General features: G+C 58.6%; 13 protein-coding genes. 7 read left to right on the top strand and 6 right to left on the bottom strand.

Annotated features, from left to right (window positions below):
• Nucleotides 1–199 precede the first annotated feature (199 nt).
• The 3 genes from ACN0Q0_RS05200 to ACN0Q0_RS05190 are packed head-to-tail and all read left to right on the top strand — an operon-like array spanning nt 200 to nt 3421.
• On the top strand, nt 200–1054 hold the full coding sequence (locus ACN0Q0_RS05200; protein WP_417242311.1) for an ExeA family protein: 855 nt from the start codon (nt 200–202) through the stop codon (nt 1052–1054).
• On the top strand, nt 1051–2598 hold the full coding sequence (locus ACN0Q0_RS05195) for a GumC family protein (protein WP_417242310.1): 1548 nt from the start codon (nt 1051–1053) through the stop codon (nt 2596–2598). Before ACN0Q0_RS05200 ends, ACN0Q0_RS05195 begins: the two co-directional genes overlap by 4 nt.
• Before the next feature lie 13 nt (nt 2599–2611).
• On the top strand, nt 2612–3421 hold the full coding sequence (locus ACN0Q0_RS05190) for a CpsD/CapB family tyrosine-protein kinase (RefSeq protein ID WP_417242309.1): 810 nt from the start codon (nt 2612–2614) through the stop codon (nt 3419–3421).
• A 13-nt stretch (nt 3422–3434) separates the two neighbouring features.
• On the opposite strand, the gene ACN0Q0_RS05185 is transcribed toward ACN0Q0_RS05190, so the two are convergent.
• The 3 genes from ACN0Q0_RS05185 to ACN0Q0_RS05175 are packed head-to-tail and all read right to left on the bottom strand — an operon-like array spanning nt 3435 to nt 6225.
• Nucleotides 3435–4400: a glycosyltransferase gene (locus tag ACN0Q0_RS05185; RefSeq protein ID WP_417242307.1), complete on the bottom strand. Its 966-nt coding sequence runs from the start codon at nt 4398–4400 to the stop codon at nt 3435–3437.
• Nucleotides 4397–5239 (bottom strand): sulfotransferase family protein, encoded by an 843-nt coding sequence (locus ACN0Q0_RS05180; RefSeq protein WP_417242306.1) that lies wholly within the window; start codon nt 5237–5239, stop codon nt 4397–4399. The genes ACN0Q0_RS05185 and ACN0Q0_RS05180 overlap by 4 nt, the downstream gene beginning before the upstream one ends.
• The gene (locus ACN0Q0_RS05175; RefSeq protein ID WP_417242305.1) at nt 5236–6225 is read right to left on the bottom strand and encodes a glycosyltransferase; all 990 of its coding nucleotides are present in this window, start codon (nt 6223–6225) and stop codon (nt 5236–5238) included. The genes ACN0Q0_RS05180 and ACN0Q0_RS05175 overlap by 4 nt, the downstream gene beginning before the upstream one ends.
• A 206-nt stretch (nt 6226–6431) precedes the next feature.
• Here ACN0Q0_RS05175 and ACN0Q0_RS05170 point away from each other — a divergent pair, with 206 nt between their 5' ends.
• Entirely contained in the window at nt 6432–7961 is a 1530-nt protein-coding gene (locus tag ACN0Q0_RS05170) for an O-antigen ligase family protein (RefSeq protein ID WP_417242304.1), read from the top strand.
• A 27-nt stretch (nt 7962–7988) separates the two neighbouring features.
• On the opposite strand, the gene ACN0Q0_RS05165 is transcribed toward ACN0Q0_RS05170, so the two are convergent.
• Nucleotides 7989–10001 carry a hypothetical protein gene (locus tag ACN0Q0_RS05165; protein WP_417242303.1) on the bottom strand — a complete coding sequence of 671 codons (2013 nt, stop codon included), beginning with the start codon at nt 9999–10001 and terminating at the stop codon, nt 7989–7991.
• 282 nt (nt 10002–10283) lie between these two features.
• On the opposite strand from ACN0Q0_RS05165, the gene ACN0Q0_RS05160 reads away from it, so the two are divergent.
• Entirely contained in the window at nt 10284–11627 is a 1344-nt protein-coding gene (locus ACN0Q0_RS05160) for an oligosaccharide flippase family protein (RefSeq protein WP_417242302.1), read from the top strand.
• A 6-nt stretch (nt 11628–11633) separates the two neighbouring features.
• Here the strand turns inward: ACN0Q0_RS05160 and ACN0Q0_RS05155 are convergent, their stop codons facing one another.
• Both ACN0Q0_RS05155 and ACN0Q0_RS05150 read right to left on the bottom strand, forming a co-directional pair.
• A complete protein-coding gene (locus tag ACN0Q0_RS05155) occupies nt 11634–12878 on the bottom strand; it encodes a glycosyltransferase family 4 protein (RefSeq protein WP_417242301.1) in 1245 nt (414 codons plus the stop codon).
• Between the two features lie 23 nt (nt 12879–12901).
• The gene (locus ACN0Q0_RS05150) at nt 12902–13753 is read right to left on the bottom strand and encodes a glycosyltransferase (protein WP_417242300.1); all 852 of its coding nucleotides are present in this window, start codon (nt 13751–13753) and stop codon (nt 12902–12904) included.
• A 201-nt stretch (nt 13754–13954) separates the two neighbouring features.
• Here ACN0Q0_RS05150 and ACN0Q0_RS05145 point away from each other — a divergent pair, with 201 nt between their 5' ends.
• Together ACN0Q0_RS05145 and ACN0Q0_RS05140 are read left to right on the top strand one after the other, a co-directional pair.
• On the top strand, nt 13955–14917 hold the full coding sequence (locus tag ACN0Q0_RS05145; protein WP_417242299.1) for a sulfotransferase family protein: 963 nt from the start codon (nt 13955–13957) through the stop codon (nt 14915–14917).
• 146 nt (nt 14918–15063) lie between these two features.
• Nucleotides 15064–16764 carry a stealth conserved region 3 domain-containing protein gene (locus ACN0Q0_RS05140; protein WP_417242298.1) on the top strand — a complete coding sequence of 567 codons (1701 nt, stop codon included), beginning with the start codon at nt 15064–15066 and terminating at the stop codon, nt 16762–16764.
• Nucleotides 16765–16766: the final 2 nt, after the last annotated feature.

Here is a 16766-nt window from a genome sequence, read left to right as displayed (position 1 = left end):
TTTGCACGGCAAAACGTGGGCGACCTCCGCCAACCGTGGCCCAAGAACCACAATTTCTCTACGTAATCTTCGCTTTTCCCCAGTCGCGCCGCAACAATGTCTTAATTTTCAGTGAAATTGTTCTCAATATCGGCTAAATCAGAAACATCGAGCATCGCCACCTCCAAGAGTGGCATCGACAAAACATCGGAAAATCGAGATGTCGACTGAAGGACTATACGCAGACTTTTTCGAGCTGTCAGAGCGCCCGTTCACGCTTTTGCCCGACCCCAGTCTTTTGTACTGGTCGGCACAGCACAAACGCGCCTTTTCCGTCTTGGAATACGGACTGTTGTCGCGTGCGCCAATTACACTGGTGAGCGGCGAGGTCGGTTCCGGAAAAACAACCTTGATCCAGGCCCTGTTGAACAAACGCACGCCGAACCTTGTCATCGGCCTGATTTCCAACGCCCAGGGCGGGCGGGGTGAATTGTTGCAATGGGTCCTCAATTCCTTTGGCATCGACGCCGCACCGTTTGGCGACAACTACGTGTCGCTGTTTCAGCGCTTTCAGGATTTTCTTTTGGAGCAATACGCCGCGGGCAACCGCGTGGTCCTGATGATCGACGAGGCACAAAACCTCTCCGTCGAGGGCCTCGAAGAGATCCGTATGCTCACCAACGTCAACTCCAACAAGGACGAGTTGATCCAACTGATTCTTGTGGGCCAACCCGAATTGCGTGACATCGTATCGAGCCCGCAAATGCGCCAACTTGCCCAACGTATCGCGGCAAGCTTTCACATCGGCCCGCTCGATCATGACGCAACAGGGCGCTACATCGCACACCGGCTCATGGCCGTTGGCGGAACTGGCCATGAATTTTCACCCGAGGCCGCGCATCTTGTCTTTACCAAGACAGGCGGCGTGCCGCGCCTCGTCAACCAGTTGTGCGATCTGGCAATGGTCTATGCATGGAGCAGCGACACCCGCGCCGTGACGGACGCCACCGTGCGCAATGTGATCGAAGACGGGCTCTTCCATTACGGTGAACTTGCCGCGGGAGCCGTCGCATGAATAACGAGATCAAGTTTTACGCCGCCCTTGTCTGGCGCAGGCTTCCTTGGTTCTTGTTGGTGTTTACCGTCTTTGCCATGGTCGGCGTTCTTACGGCCATCACCCTACCCGCGATCTATGAATCGCGTGTGCGCCTCATCGTCGAAAGCTCGCAGATCCCGGGTCAACTGGCGCAATCCACCGTAGAATTGCCCAAGCAGGAACAGCTTCAGCTTTTTGAGGCCCGCCTTTTAACCCGCGAGAACCTTTTGAATGTTGCGCAAAAGCTCGACGTTTTCGCAGGTCAGGGCCAGATGAATCCCGACCAGATGGTGCAAGCCATGCGCGCCAATACCAATGTGAACAGCTCGACAGGGCGCGACGAAGCGACAATCATGACGCTGGTGTTCAACTCGCAAAACCCCGACATCGCCGCCGGTGTGTTGAGCGAATATCTGACCTTTATCCTTGAGGAAGACGCCGAATACCGTTCGGAACGCGCCACGCAGACACAGGATTTCTTTGCCGAGGAGGTTGACCGCCTCGCCGACGAACTCGCCATCCAAAGCAGCCGTTTGCTCGCATTCAAGAACGCGCACGCCGATGCGCTTCCCGAGAGTCTTGATTACCGCCGCGAGTTGCAGCTTAGCCTTCAGGATCGCGTCGTGCGCAACGAGGATGAGATTGCCGCCCTCAAGGATCAAAAAGAGCGCCTCATTCAGGTATACGCGGCATCGGGCGAGTTCGAGACGCCCGCCGCCGTGCGCAATGAGACCGCCGAAGAGCGCCGCTTGCGTGAATTGAAAGCGCAGTTTGCCGATCTGTCCTCCGTCTACGCCGCCGACAGCCCGCGCATCACATCCTTGCGCAACCGCATCGACATGCTTCAGGCATCCATCCTCCCGCCAGAGGATGTGGAGGCCGCCCAGGACGAGATCAGCACAGCCAAACGGATGCTCGACCTTCAGCTTGCAGAAATCGACGCCAAAGTCACATCGCTGACCCAAAAGAATGAAGCAGCCGAACTTAAAATCTCCGAGCTGACGGAAACCATCGCACGCACGCCCGAAAACGGTGTGCGGATCGACACGTTGCAACGTGATTACGAAAACACCCAAGAGCAATACAACAAGGCCGCCGACCGCTTGGCCAAGGCCTCCACGGGTGAGCGCATCGAAACCCTGTCGCGCGGCCAACGTGTGACGGTGATCGAACAGCCATCGGTTCCGACCGAACCTACGCGTCCCAACCGCAAAAAGATCGCGGCAGCAGGCATCGGGGCGGGGTTCATTTTCGGCGCCGCTCTCATTGCGTTACTCGAATTGCTAAGTTCCGCACCAAAACGCTCCAAGGATCTGGTCAACTCCATTGGCATCACACCACTGGCCACCATTCCCTATACCCGCACCCAAGGGGAGCAGCGGTGGCGCCGCGCCAAGGTCGCCCTTGCGTCCTTTTTCGTCGGCACCTCGATCCCGACATTGGTCTGGGCTGTTCACACCTATTACATGCCCGTCGACACCATCGTCCGTAAAGTGCTTGAAAAAGCCGGACTGATGCTCTGAGGAGAAACGCAGTATGGAAAACCTACAGATCGCCATCGAAAAGGCCCGCGCCAACCGCAAGGAAAATGCCGCCCGACCACAGGCGACACCTATGGCGACCTCCACCATCGAGCAAAACTGGCATGCCTTTCCCGAGTTGGCGATTGACCCCTCAACCCTGATCTCAAAACGCGTGATGACACAAAAAAGCAACGCGCATTCGAGCCACTATGACATGTTGCGCACCCGCATCCGCGACCAAGCCAAAAAGAACAACTGGCGTCGCATCGCAATCGTCTCGGCGGGACCACAGGTCGGGAAAACGACAACGCTTGCCAATCTTGCCTTCTCGTTCGGACGCCTGCCGTATTTTAAAACGATGGTGTTCGATTTCGATCTGCGGCGCCCGTCGCTTCAAAACCTGATCAACCATCACCCCACGACCCAGGTCAATGATGTCATCGAGGGGCGCGTCCCGTTCGAGGCGCATTGCCGTCGCGTCGGGGACAACCTTGCCTTCAGCCTCAATTCCCAACACGTTGCAAACTCGGCGGAGCTGTTGCAATCCGACAGCATGAGCGACTTTCTCTCGGGGATTCAGGACACCTATGACCCCGAATTGATGCTGTTTGACACCCCGCCGCTTTTGGCCGCCGACGACACGCGCGGGTTCCTGTCCAACATCGACGCTGCGCTTTTGATTGTCGAGGCAGAGCGCACCCCCATCGATCAAATCGACGTCGTGGAACAGCAATTGTCCGAACTGACCAACGTCCTCGGTGTTGTTCTCAACAAATGCAACTACCCCGACCCGACCTCTTCGGCGAATTACGCCTATTACTGATCTGTTGCGGACATCATTTGTATTCAATGATCCCTGCGGGTCGCTTGAACGCCTTGCGCAAATGGAACTCCAACACGCCGCGTGCCTCGGCGAATTTGGAAACGGTCAAAAGCCACGCCGCCTCGAATGCAGGCCGCGTGCCGCCGTTTTTGAGCCCCAAACGCACAATTTGTGCGGGATAGAGCAACGTAAACCAGAGCGCAAAAACAGACCCTAATACAGCCGAAAAAAGGATTGTGAGCGGGAGAATGTATCCCCAGATCAATGCGCGGATCGTCTGTTTTACGAAATGGCGTTCCGGCGATGCCCCGTGCATATGGGCGCCCTCGGCATAGGCATAGCCCGCACGGCGGGCCCGTTTCCAAAACTGCGAAAATGTCGTGATGTTTGCATCGTGCAATGTCATTTCGGCATCGATGCGTGACACACGCCACCCTTTGGCCCGAAGACGCACACACAACTCCGGCTCCTCACCCGCGATCAGTCGAGGATCGTACCCCCCCACCTGATCAAGCGCCACCACCCGCATCAATGCATCCCCGCCACAGGCCAACGCGTCCCCCACGGGCGTGTCCCATTCGCGATCACAATGCGCATTATACATGCTGTCATCAGGGGCGCGTTCACGGCGTCTGCCACATACAACCGCCACCTCGGGATTGGCCAGAATATACGCGGTCGCACACTCAAGCCACCCGTCCACAACCTCGCAATCACCATCCACAAATTGCACAAATCCGGCGTCACAAATATCGCGTACACGATCAAGCCCCGCATTTCGCGCCCGCGCCGCGGTAAAAGGCTGTGCCATATCCAAACAGACCACCTCGGCTCCGCGCATCCGCGCCGCCTCGACAGACCCGTCCGTGGACCCGCTATCGACATAAACCACCGGCGTGATGGACACCAACGCATCAAGGCACTGGATCAACCGCGCGCCCTCGTTGCGGCCGATGACAACTGCGGCCAACCCCTTCACGCTGTGTCCTTTGACTTTGCCGGATTTAGACCCGAATCCTGCGCAAAGTGATCATTCAGAACCTTTGCGTCTGCCGCAAAAACAGTCTCCAATGCCGCCCGCGCGGAGGCGCTCAACTCGGGGCGGACGGGCATCTGGCGCTTGGCTTTCAACCTGTCACGCAGCGCCTTTGGCACCAATGTCCGGCGCAGGGTTTGCGCCACGGGGTTGTCGAACAACAGACCGTGCATCGGGAACCGTTTGATCCGTTCACTCGACACATTCATACGGCCCAAATCGTCGCGCCACGCCAAATCCTTGCGACCGATAAAGTCACCCACGCGGGCGAGCACCGAATGGGGATCCTCCATCATCTCTTCCATCGTCAGGCGCAAAATCGCATCAGCCCCAAAGGCCGCGACCCACGGTGTCATCTGTTTTCCGTAGAGACTATAATCAACCAACTCGGGGTGGCGTTCTAGCGCCTCCTCAAGCGAACAGGTCATCACGCCCTGCGTCCATTCGTGAATGTAATGCGAGATGAGACGCGCAACAGGATCACGTGTGATATAGATAAGTTTCGGCGTTAACCCCGTAGCCTTGAGCCGGGCAACAGTCGCGGGGTAGGTCGGCAGTTTGGTGTAATGGGTAGAGGCCTCAACCCTAATATCGTCCGCATGTGCCTGCGCAAATAACCCGCCGTACCACGCCGCGCCCTTTGCATAGATGTCATCATCCGAAAAATAATTCGGCTCTTTGGGGTTGGTCAAAAACACGCCGCTCTGTGCGCCAAGTTGCGCGGCCAAGGTGCTTGTGGCGCTTTTCATCGCGCCGATGATGATGACGTCTGGTCCGTTCATGCGCGCGGACCTCCCATACGATCCCCGAGGGGGGCGCGGAAATTGGTCCAGACATCACGCGCCTCATGTGCCACCGCACGCGGATACCTCCCCCCAACCAGAATTCGTGCCGCCGCGATACCACGGCCGAGATGCCATAACAGGTTCGCGGCGATGAGACCCCCGCGCCCATAGGCCTTATAGAAAAGCCGCGTGCGCGAGGCGTAATAATAGGCGGGAAGCCGTTTGCCAGCAGCGCCCAGTTTTTTGACCGGCGCACTTCCACCGCGAAAATGGACCACACGGGCCCCATCGACATAGGCGATGAACCACCCTGCACGGGCGGCGGACAGGCAATAATCCGTATCCTCGAAATAGAGGAAAAACCCCTCGTCCATCGGGCCGATCGCCGCAATCACCTCGCGGCGAATGACAATCGCGGCAAAGCTTGCCCAACCGATATCGGCGGCAACAGGCGGCATATCCAACGGTTGGTCATGGCGCTTTAGCGCACGGGTCACGACACCTGTTTGTGCCGCGCGGATAAGCTCGCTCACTGGTGTCGGCATCCGGAAGCAACTGGTCTGGACACAGCCATCGTCACCCTCAAGCCGCGGCGCAAATAATCCTGTTTCGGGCTGCATTCGGGTCTGTTTCAGGAGTTCGAAAATGCAATTTTCGCGCAACAGGGCGTCCGAGTTCAGGACAAAATACAACTCCGCCTCATACGCAGAAAAGGCTTGGTTATGGCCGCCCGAAAATCCCGAATTCTCGCGGGAACGGATCAAGGATACAGGCGTGGTTTCGGGCTGTGCATCGATCCACGCCGCGATCTGATCCGCCGAACCATCGCCCGAAGCATTGTCCACAACGACGACATGGGCGTTCACATCCACAATCTGCGCCAACACAGATTGCACACAGGCGAGCGTCATATCGCCTGTTCGGTAGTTGATGATCGAGATGACCATGTCGTAGCTGTCGCTGCCTGCCGCGCTGCGTGTCATTTTACGTCTCCACGGCCCGACTGCGACGGGCCTCGTTTTTATTTTGTTAACCTTATAGCTGTGACTTCGGCGACGCAAAGAGAGAACTCTTGGGGTTTTGACACAAAACTTATGGCGTGATGCCCCTGCCGCGCCTATCGTGCACACAACGAGCCGCGCCAGTGTCGAGCGACGGCCACCATGAGAGCAGAGCACCCACAGGACCGATGCCCAATATCATCGCCTATATTATGCTGTTTTTCTGGCCCGTGATCTCATGGGGCTTTTTCCGTGCGTTCGATATCCCGAAGGCGGTCATTCTAACCGTCATTCTGGGCTATCTGTTTTTGCCGGTTGAACCCGCAATTGACCTGCCGCTCTTGCCCCCTTTGGACAAGGCATTCGTCCCGAGCCTCACCGCGCTTGCCTTTGCATGGCTGCTGAGTTCCAAAGAAACCGCCAAGGACGATATATCGTCCCGCCGCGCAGCCTCCGCCTCGACCACATCCGCGCATATGCGGACCAACACCGCGAACATTGCACTGGAGCCATGGCGCAAACCACGGCGCAAATCACGCACCAATCTGATGATCCTTGGGCTGATCGGACTTATCTTTTGGGGCTGTTGGCTCACCTATGCCGCCAATACCACCGCCATTGAATTGCCCGAGGAAAACCTACCCGCGCTACGTCCCTACGATGCCGCGTCCATGGCGCTCTCGATCGCGGTTCAACTTCTGGCATTCTGGGTTGCCCGCACCCATCTGCGCACCCCACAAGCACAAATCACATTGCTTCGTGTCTTTGTCTTTTCCGCCCTCGCCTATTCGCTTCTGGCCCTGATCGAGTTGCGGCTCAGTCCACAATTGAACAACTGGATCTACGGGTTTTTCCCGCATGAATGGCGACAACATATTCGCAATGGCGGGTATCGCCCGATCGTGTTTCTCACACATGGCTTGCGCGTCGGCATGTTCCTGACCCTTGGCATTCTCTCCGCCGCCTTACTGGCGCGGGTCAGCGAAAAACGGGCGCGGCGGGGATGGTTGGCCGCATGTCTGTGGCTGTTGGTCATTCTGTTTTTGTCCAAAAACCTCGGTGCGGTTTTGATCACCGTCATCTTGCTTCCCGTGATCCTTTTCTTTTACCCGCGGCTGCAAATCCTGACCGCCGCCGCTGTCTCGGTTTTGGTGCTTTTCTACCCGATCGGGCGCGGTACGGATTATATCCCGGTCGAGCGCATGGTGGCAGCAATGGAGGCCCTTTCTCCCGAACGCGCCTCCTCGTTCCAATACCGACTCGACAACGAGGCCATACTTTTGGAACGCGCCAACCTCAAACCTCTGACGGGGTGGGGCGGCTACAACCGTTCGCGCGTGTTCGATGAATGGGGCAAAGATATTTCCACGGTCGATGGCCAATGGATTTTGATCATTGGCACCTACGGCTGGATCGGGTTTCTCGGACAATTCGGGTTGCTGTGTTTGCCCGCCCTGCTCATGTGGCGTATGCGCAAGCGGCTCAAAGTCGACCTGTTGCTCACGGGTTCGGCGGTCTTGCTCGCCGGCAATCTTGTCGATCTCATCCCCAACTCCTCCGCTGTGCCGCCGCTTTGGCTGATGGCAGGGGCCATGTGGTCGCAAATCGACAATCGCCGTCTGGCCTTTAGCGGCGAATTGCCGTTGCGTCAGGAAACCCGCCGCGCCGAGGTCTCTATCCGGCGCAAGCGGTTCGTGCCACATCGCACCCGCCCCTGAACAGAGACAAATCCGGCCCAAACGGGCCTATTGGCCGGCCGTACCTTGGCGCAAGTCCACCACACCCGTTGCGAGCCCGAGACGCTCGATGTCACGGAGGAATTTGGTCCCCTGCGGCCCGTCAATACGATACCCTTGCTTCGTTGCGATGATCGTATAGGCTCCGACAGGGGCATCAAAAACGACCTCGTCCACACCGCTGCCACCGTCGATATGATCGACACCCGCCCCGCTGTAGAAGACATCATCCCCACGCCCGCCGATCAGAATATCCGCTGCATCCGTTCCAAACATCACTTCACCAACGTCCGTGCCGTGACGCGTAATCCCGTTCAAAAAGCAATCGCAAGCTGTCGTCCGCCACCACGGGGGTGAAACCGCATTCCGCTGATCCATCACCTGCGCCCGCGGCGTCTCGTCGCCGACAAAGGCCCGCGCCCCCCAGCTTCCGTACCACGCGGGCAACGAGACCGCATTATATTGCATGAACGGCCCATCCGCGACCGCCGCCCATGCATCCCACGCCTGTGCATATAGCGCCGCCATGTCGTCACCGCGCATGTAGTCGACCAAGAAATCCGTCACAGGATCATCATCGCGCCGTCCGCCGGTTGAAAAATGGATGTGCTGCCCCCCCTCATAGGCCACCAGACCCATGCCGTGATCATGCGCCAACCGCGCCTGATCGCGCCAAAGCTGCATCACATGCGGCAGGCTGCTCGGTTGATCGGGATCGCGCAATCGATCACCCAACCATGCCCGCGCCGCCGCCTCATCCCTCGCAAGCAGGGCAGAAAAGCCGGCCCGCTCTTTGGCATCACGTAACACATGGCCACCGAAATAGCTCGCAATCGCCACCTCTTCGAACACCTCACGCGGATCAACATAGGTGTCTGGCTCCATCCGCGCCCAAATCGCAGGCGCCAGAATGCGCGACACCTGATCAAGGCTCATCGCCTGACCCGCTATGACATTGACCAGACGCGCCGTGGCCTGTGCGGGGGGTGCCTCCCCGAATACCTCTTCCCAGACGCGCGCCGTTTCCACCGATTTTTTGGCGTAATAGTCATGCACAGCGGGCGTGCCCCACGCCGTTTGCGCCGCGTCCTTTACAGCCTTGTGTTGGCCAAAGGCGCCGTTCCAAACCTCGTTTGAATACTCCACCCGCACGGATAGCCGCGGATCGAGGTGGTCGCGCACATAGGTCGCAAACGCACGGTTGAACGCGGGCGTTGCCCCGTGCGGAATGGTGAACCACGGCTCTGCGCCAATTTCGTTGGCCAGTCGCACCATCATTTCGGCGGAGACGCCCCATCCCATCCCCCGCACAGTGTCGCGTTGCATGCCGGACCACCCGGACAGGGTGGAGCCATTGGTGTCCATCCAGTCCATGAACCGGATCTGACGCGCGTCTTTTATATGCGCCAACCACGCGGGCGAAAACACACCTCCCGCGTTGAACAACGCCACATGTTCGGACCGGACCAAGGTCATGTTGCGAATGTAATCACCTGTGCCGCGCGGGTCCGTGGCGGTAATATCTATACCGATGTAATCGCCACGACGGTTGGCGAAGCGGATGACCCCGGCGCCGCGCGACAAGATCTCTGCATCACCCTTCAGGGCAATCTCGCCCGCACCCTCATAGCGCAATTCATAGATGCCTTGCCGCGTCGCGGCCACGCCCTCAATGGCATTGGCGTCCCATGCAAAGATCGTGCCAATGGCGGTGACGTCATCGGGTAGCCGCGTTGGCCACCCGTCCGCATCGAACACGCCCCGCGCCACCAGATCCTCATGCTTGAGCGCGGCCCATGTGGGGCCCGCATGCCCGACCCACGGGCGGGCCACACGCATCAAATCAAGAAACGGCGGTGCCGATCCCCAATCGCGCGGCGCCGACAGATTGTAGGCCAGTGTCGGATTGTCGAGGCCCTCCCCACGGGAAACATCCGCCCCGAAGGCCTGCGCCTGAACCCCACCTGCGAGGTGGCACATAAGGAGGGCAAGACCAACACGCCGCCTCACATTTACAAACATATTCGCGCTCTCATTCGGGATTCCTGTGAACCCTAGCAAAGGGATACGCCCCCGCCAAACACCACATTCGGCTCTCGTCCGGAATCACCGCACATGCGTCTTTTGCAACACCCCGCCGCGATTGCACGCCTGTGCGCACAGCCCCTATTCCCGCCTGCCCCACTTTTGATATAGCGTGATCGCGACGACCCGAAGAGGTCGAAAGAGCAAGGCAGTTCAGGTGACAAAACGCCCAAATATCCCCGCATCCACCACGATGCGAGACCACATATGATTGCCCGCATGACCTCCCACCTGCGTGGCGAGGGCGTCAAGGCCCGTTCCCTGCGTGCCGCTCTGATGTCCGTGGCCAATGTCGTGGGCAACAACGGGTTGCGGTTGATCTCCAACCTGATCCTCACCCGCCTGCTGTTCCCCGAAGCCTTTGGCCTCATGGCCCTGGTTCAGGTCTTTATCTACGGGCTGCAAATGTTTTCCGACCTCGGCATCAACGCCTCGATCGTGCAAAGCAAACATGGCGACGATCCGCGTTTTTTGCACACCGCGTGGACGCTTCAGGTCATGCGCGGCGCAGTTTTATGGGTCGTGGCGCTCGGCCTCGCGATCCCCGCCGCCGCGATTTACGATGAGCCGCAATTGCGTCAGCTGCTTCCCGTGGTTGCCCTCTCGGTGATCATCGGCGGCTTTCAACCCTCACGCGTCATGCTCGCCTCCCGTCACCTCAAACTCGAACGCCTCACCATCATCGAGCTGTCCGCACAGGTCCTCTCCATCATGCTGATGCTCATCGCCGCATGGTGGTGGCGCTCTGTTTGGTCCTTGGCCTTTGGGGCCGTGATGACCGCCGTTTTGCGCACCACGTTTCAGGCGCTCTTTCTCGACGGTGATCGGGACCGTTTCCGGCTCGACCGCGCGGCAACCCGCGAAATTCTGGGGTTTGGGGCCTTTATCTTCTTTTCCACCATCGCCACCTTTGCCGTCACCATGGGCGGGCGGGCGATCCTTGGTGCCTATGTTGCCACCGACCTTCTGGGTATCTTTTCCATCGGCTTTATGTTGGCCGCCCTGCCGGATCTGGCCACCACGCAAATCGCACGGCGCGTCCTGTTCCCGCTTTACCGGATCAAACCACCGATCGAGAGCGCCGAGAACCAGACAAGCCTGTTTCGCGCCCACCGCATGGTCGCGGGCTTGGCCATCGCCATGAGTATCATTCTGGCCTGTGTCGGCGTATGGCTCGTCGATGCGCTTTACGACACACGCTATGCGCTCGCCGGTCCGGTTGTGGTTCTGATCTCTTTCGCATCCATACCCGCCTATGCCGTCATCGGATCGCAAAACGTGCTTTTGGCCAGTGGCGACAGCCGCCGCTATTTCTTTCTGCAATCCGCGATGGCCATTGCAATCATCGCCTTTACCTACCTCGGCGTCACGCGTGCGGGGGTTGTTGGCGTACTCATGGCACCGGCTCTCGCCAACCTGTTGATCTACCCCTATCGCGCCGCCCTTACCGCACGTTACAAGGCATGGGATCCCGTTGGAGAATTGAGCCTGATGGCCATTGGATTTGCCGCCACAGGACTGGCCGTCTGGGTACAATGGGACAGGATTATAACCCTGTTTTGAGCCGCATCAGGGTCGAAGTGACAGTGGCAACTGCCCCTTCAATGCGCCCTCGAATATCTTCCCGATCCACGCAGCCTCGCGTGACAGGTCAAAAGCGGCCTCTACCATTTTACGGCCCTCGTTGCCCATGCGCTCACACAGGGCCGGATCGGACAAAAGCGTGTCTAACCTTGCGCAAAGCGTGTCCAGATCCCCCGCAGGGAGTGTAAAGCCCGACACCCCGTCCTCGATCAACTCGCTTACACCCGCCACGCGACTTGCAATCACCGGAATGCGGCTCGCCATGGCCTCCATCAACACCACAGGCACACCCTCGGCAAAGGACGGCAGCACCAACATATCCGCCTCGTTCAACAACGCCGTCACCTCATCCGCGGCACGGTAGCCCAGAAACGAAACCCGATCCCCCAGGCCAAGATCGCGGGCCTGCGCCTCGACCGCCGCCCGTGACGGCCCATCGCCCACGACGCTCAATGTCGCATCGGGGTGGTCCTGCGCAATCCGCGCCATCGCATCAAGCAACAGCGGGACGCCTTTAACGGGATCAAGCCGCCCGACAAAGATGATCCGCTTTCCCCGCTGCGTCCGCGCAACCGTGCCATAGGCCTCCGGCGTTACACCGCAATGAACGATTTTGAGCCGGTTCCAGTGCGCCGGATCGGAAAAATACATCGCCTGTGAACGGCAAAAATGACTGATGCAAGCCACGAAAGCGGCCCGCGCGATTTTCGCGTCGATCCGCCAGTGCATCGGCTCGAAAAAGATCGCGGGACCGTGCATCGTCATGGAAAACGGAATTCCCGACATCTCGGATGTCAGCATCGCCACCGAGGCACTTGAATTTGCGAAATGATTGTGGATGTGGCGCACGCCCCGCGCCTCAAGGTGACGCGCCAGAACGCCGGCCTCCAAGAAATAGAACACCTGCCATAGCGCCGCCTTTGCGCCCGCAGGACGGGTTTGCCACGCAAGTCGCACAGTGCGTCCCCATGCGCGGGGATCGCGTTTGAGCGCCCGGATATGTGCGCCAATCAATGTCACGGGGTTCTTTGCGGCCTCAAGCACACAAAAGGTTCCTCGGGCCTCGTTCACCTGCGCGGCCCCCACCACATCCTTGGGGTCGGCCCGTCGGATGGTACAGGCTTCGACCGTCCACCCCTTCGCACGCAGGGTCTCGATTTCGCGCTGAATGAACGTATGCGAGACCTTGGGATACTCTCCCGTGAGGTAGGCGATCGGCTGTTGTGTCATGGTGTCGTTATCCTCTTTGCGCCCTAGCGTCCGCGCGTCCATTGGTCCGTGTTTCGACCCATGCGCGTCAAAACATGCACGCCCACATACACGGCACAGGCAAAGGGCATGGTGAGGGCCATCGCGATAAATCGACCCGAACCCGGCTTAACCTTGCCCTCATTGTGCATCACCTGTGGATAGCGTTTGGCGATTTCACGCACACCTGCGTCCTGCCGCCGGCGCACACGGACCAGTGCGGCGAGACCCTCGACCATCGGCCAGGTGTATGTTGCCTCAACCTCGATCCGCTCGTCGGGGGTGAACTGTAGCCGCACATAGGTGTCGTCGGAAATGATATCGGGAAACCGCCCCCACCGTGCCCGACCCGCCGCATTCACCGCGAAAAAGCCCGCACCCACGGCGCCACTCTTGATAAAGGGAAGCTCCATCCAGAACCGCGCATAGGCCCGCGTGATTTTGGATTTGGCACGTTTCACCGCCAACACGCCCGTGGCGTAGCGCGGCTGATCCGTGTCTAACGCAGCCGCAATTTGAGTGATCAGGTGCGGCGAACAGATGACATCCGCGTCCAGATAGGCACGCGGCAACTCACCCGCGCCAACCACACCAAGATGGCATTCCGCCCGCGTCAGAGCGGCAACTTTGCCCACGATCTGACTGTCGATGACAACCAGCTTGTCACCGCGCTCATGGAACGCGATTTCATAACTTTGTGCAATTTCGACCGTTTCATCCGTACAGGTGTTGGCCGACACAACGATGGAAATGCGGCAATCCATCGTGCGCGACAACAGCGCATCAAGGCATGCGCCGATATAGGCGGCCTCGTTGTTGGCCGGAATGATCACCGCCAATTGTGCTTGCTTTGTCACTGTCACGGCCTCTGCTCCAGACCTGTTGGGCCTCGTTGACCCATTGATGCATGTTTTCATGCTTAATATTTGTTTAACTGTCATGCCGCCATGCAACAACCCTGCATACGCATCCAGACACAGTTACAACCATTGGGCGAAGGGTTTGCGCTCCCCCCCAAACCGCATTAACCCTAGAGGAAACGGTGGGATATTTCGGACATGAGCAAAGAGGCAAAAGCACGGATTGTATTCGTCTATGGCGCGTTGCGGTCAGGCACCACGGCCTTTCGACTCATGCTCGATGCACACCCGCAAACGGTCAACCCCGGTGAGTTCGACTTTCTCTTTGATTACCTGTCACGTGATCCGGCGCACCCCACGGGGTGGCGCGTCAACGTTCCCGCCCTCACACACGACCGCATTTTCCGTGACAAAAACCTGCAGTTGCCCACCGGACCCCGGGCCCTCGACGGGTTGGACCTTATTGAATTCTTCTTCGAACAGATCAGGGGAAACGCCCCCGCCGCCACGGTCATCACCCTGAATGTGCATCGAAACGCGGCACGTATTGTGGAGGCGTTTCCCGATGCACGGTTCATCCACATGGTGCGCGATCCACGCGACGTTGCGCGATCCTCCATCCCGATGGGGTGGGCCGCCCATGTCTATTATGGCGTCGACCACTGGATTGAAACCGAGCGGGACTGGGAAGCGGTTTCGACCCTGATCCCGCCCGAAAGCCAATTTTTTCTTCGCTACGAGGCTCTGTTTTCGGCGTGGGAATCCGAATTGAAACGGGTCTGTGATTTCTTGGGGATCACGTGGTCCACCACCATGTTGAGCTATCACGAACACACGTCCTACGCCGCGCCCGACCCGTCCCTGATCGAACAGTGGCGCCATAAATGCACGATGGCGGATGTGGCTTTGGTCGAGGGCAAAGCAGGGGCCATGATGGCCGCGCGCGGATACGCAACGGCCACGACACCGCACCACCCGACACTGCGCCAACGCATGCAATTGGCCATCGCGCAAAAGCTGTATCTGTGGCGGTTCGGGACGCGACAATTCGGGGCGCGTTTGTTTTGGGGCGAAAAGATCGCGCGTCACCTTCGGCTCAAACGCCGTCATTCCCTCTTGGTCACACGCATGGCCGCGATTCACAAAAACAGTCTCAAATAACCGAACCGGCCAGAGTTTTCCCCAAGCAGAATTCCGAAAGACAGGCGGCCGACCGCGCAGAGCCAAATGGTTAATTCGTGGACTTTCCGGCTCCGTCCTCATATAGAGTGGCGTTTTAACCAGTTGCATTTAACAAGGACCGCCCCATGAGTGGCAAATTTAGAAAAAGAGTAGCCAACCTGCCTGTGATCGGCCCTGTTATTCGTCGCGGCTATAGGGGACTGAAGCACCTTTACATCGACACGCTGAACGACCCGCTGTCGCTGCGGCCGCAGCGAACGTCGAAATCGTCCAGAAAGAGCATCAATGCCGTCACGGTGGTCAGGGTTGCACAGCCAACCGGCCTGTTGCGGCGCACCCCAATTTACGATGGTTATGCCACCTTCAGCACACCCGACATCGCCGCTCAAACCGATGCATTTCTACAGGCGCTCGGGGCGCAAATTCCCGTCATTTTGTTCCCAAGTGACCGTGGGAATTTGGTCCATATCGGCGTTATGGACCATGATATCCGCACGGTAACATCCACCTTGGCGGCATCGCTATCCACGACCATCTCGTGGCAGGATACAGACGACGATTCCACGGCCTTTTTCTCTAAAATAATTTCCGGATTGCGGCGCCACCGGCGGTTGAGCGTCGCGCTGAAATGGCCGGGCGGCATCGCGGTGCGGGTCGTTTTGACGGCCTACCACGAGAAAGAGTTGAAAGACGACACGCGCAACGACCGCAATGTTTTCCTGCGCCACATCCACGGCGAAGGGCGCGACACCATGCGCACCCCCGGCCTGCATCTGGTCGAGACCCTGTTCAGCGGCCCCCCCGCCGGCATGGGGCGCACACCTGTCGATGTGGTTTACACTTGGGTCAACCACGAAGATCCCGATTGGCAGGTGCTCTACGCCGCCGCCAAAGGAACCCCTGCACCGGACGCCACATTGGCACACGAGGGCGAGGGCGAGGAGGCGGATGCCTCAAGTCTTGCACGCTTTACCAGTCGCAATGAGCTTTTGTATTCCATCCGGTCGGTTGAACAATATATCCCATGGGTGCGCCGGATTTATGTTCTGACCAACTGTGCGCCACCTGCATGGTTAGAACCCGACGACCACGTGATCTGGGTCCGCCACGACGAAATCATGGCGCCACGGCACCTGCCGACATTTAGTTCGCACGGGATTGAATCCTACCTCCACAAAATCCCCGATCTGGCCGAAAATTTCATCTACCTGAACGACGACATGTTCGTGAACGAATATCTGCCGCGCTCGTTTTTCTTTGCCGACAACGATATGCCCAACGCGAATTTGGAAGACTACGGTGTTGTCAACGGACACCCCGATGAGGCGAGCCCCGATTACCTCAACGCCGCACGCAACGGCGCCACGCTGTTGCAAGAGACGTTCGGAGTCTACCCGACACGCCTGCACAAACACACGCCCTACGCGCTAAAACGGTCGATGTTGGACACATTGGAGGCAACCTTCCCCGATGCATTCGAGGCCACGCGGTCGGCGCCATTCCGGTCCATCACCGATATTTCCGTTACCTCCTTTTTGTTCCATCACTTTTGCTACCTCTCCGGGCGCGGAACACAGGTCGGATACCGTGCCAAGATCCTCAAAAACACGGCGACGAACATCAAGGGCGAGTTCAACCGTATGGTCGAGGGGTCCGGATGCCGCGCGTTTTGTATCAACGATGGCATCGACAGCCACCTTGATGACGCATGGAATGCCGAAGTGCCGCGCTACCTCGCGCGACGCTTTCCAATTCCGGCGCGCCATGAGGTTTCGATCGACCCCGACCTGCCCGCGACATGCGATGATCTCACCACGCAAACATGAGC

This window comes from Celeribacter sp. (genome assembly GCF_048259695.1).
GTDB lineage: Bacteria > Pseudomonadota > Alphaproteobacteria > Rhodobacterales > Rhodobacteraceae > Celeribacter.
Note: the sequence above shows the minus strand (reverse complement) of the source record. Positions and strands in the feature narration are given on the sequence as shown.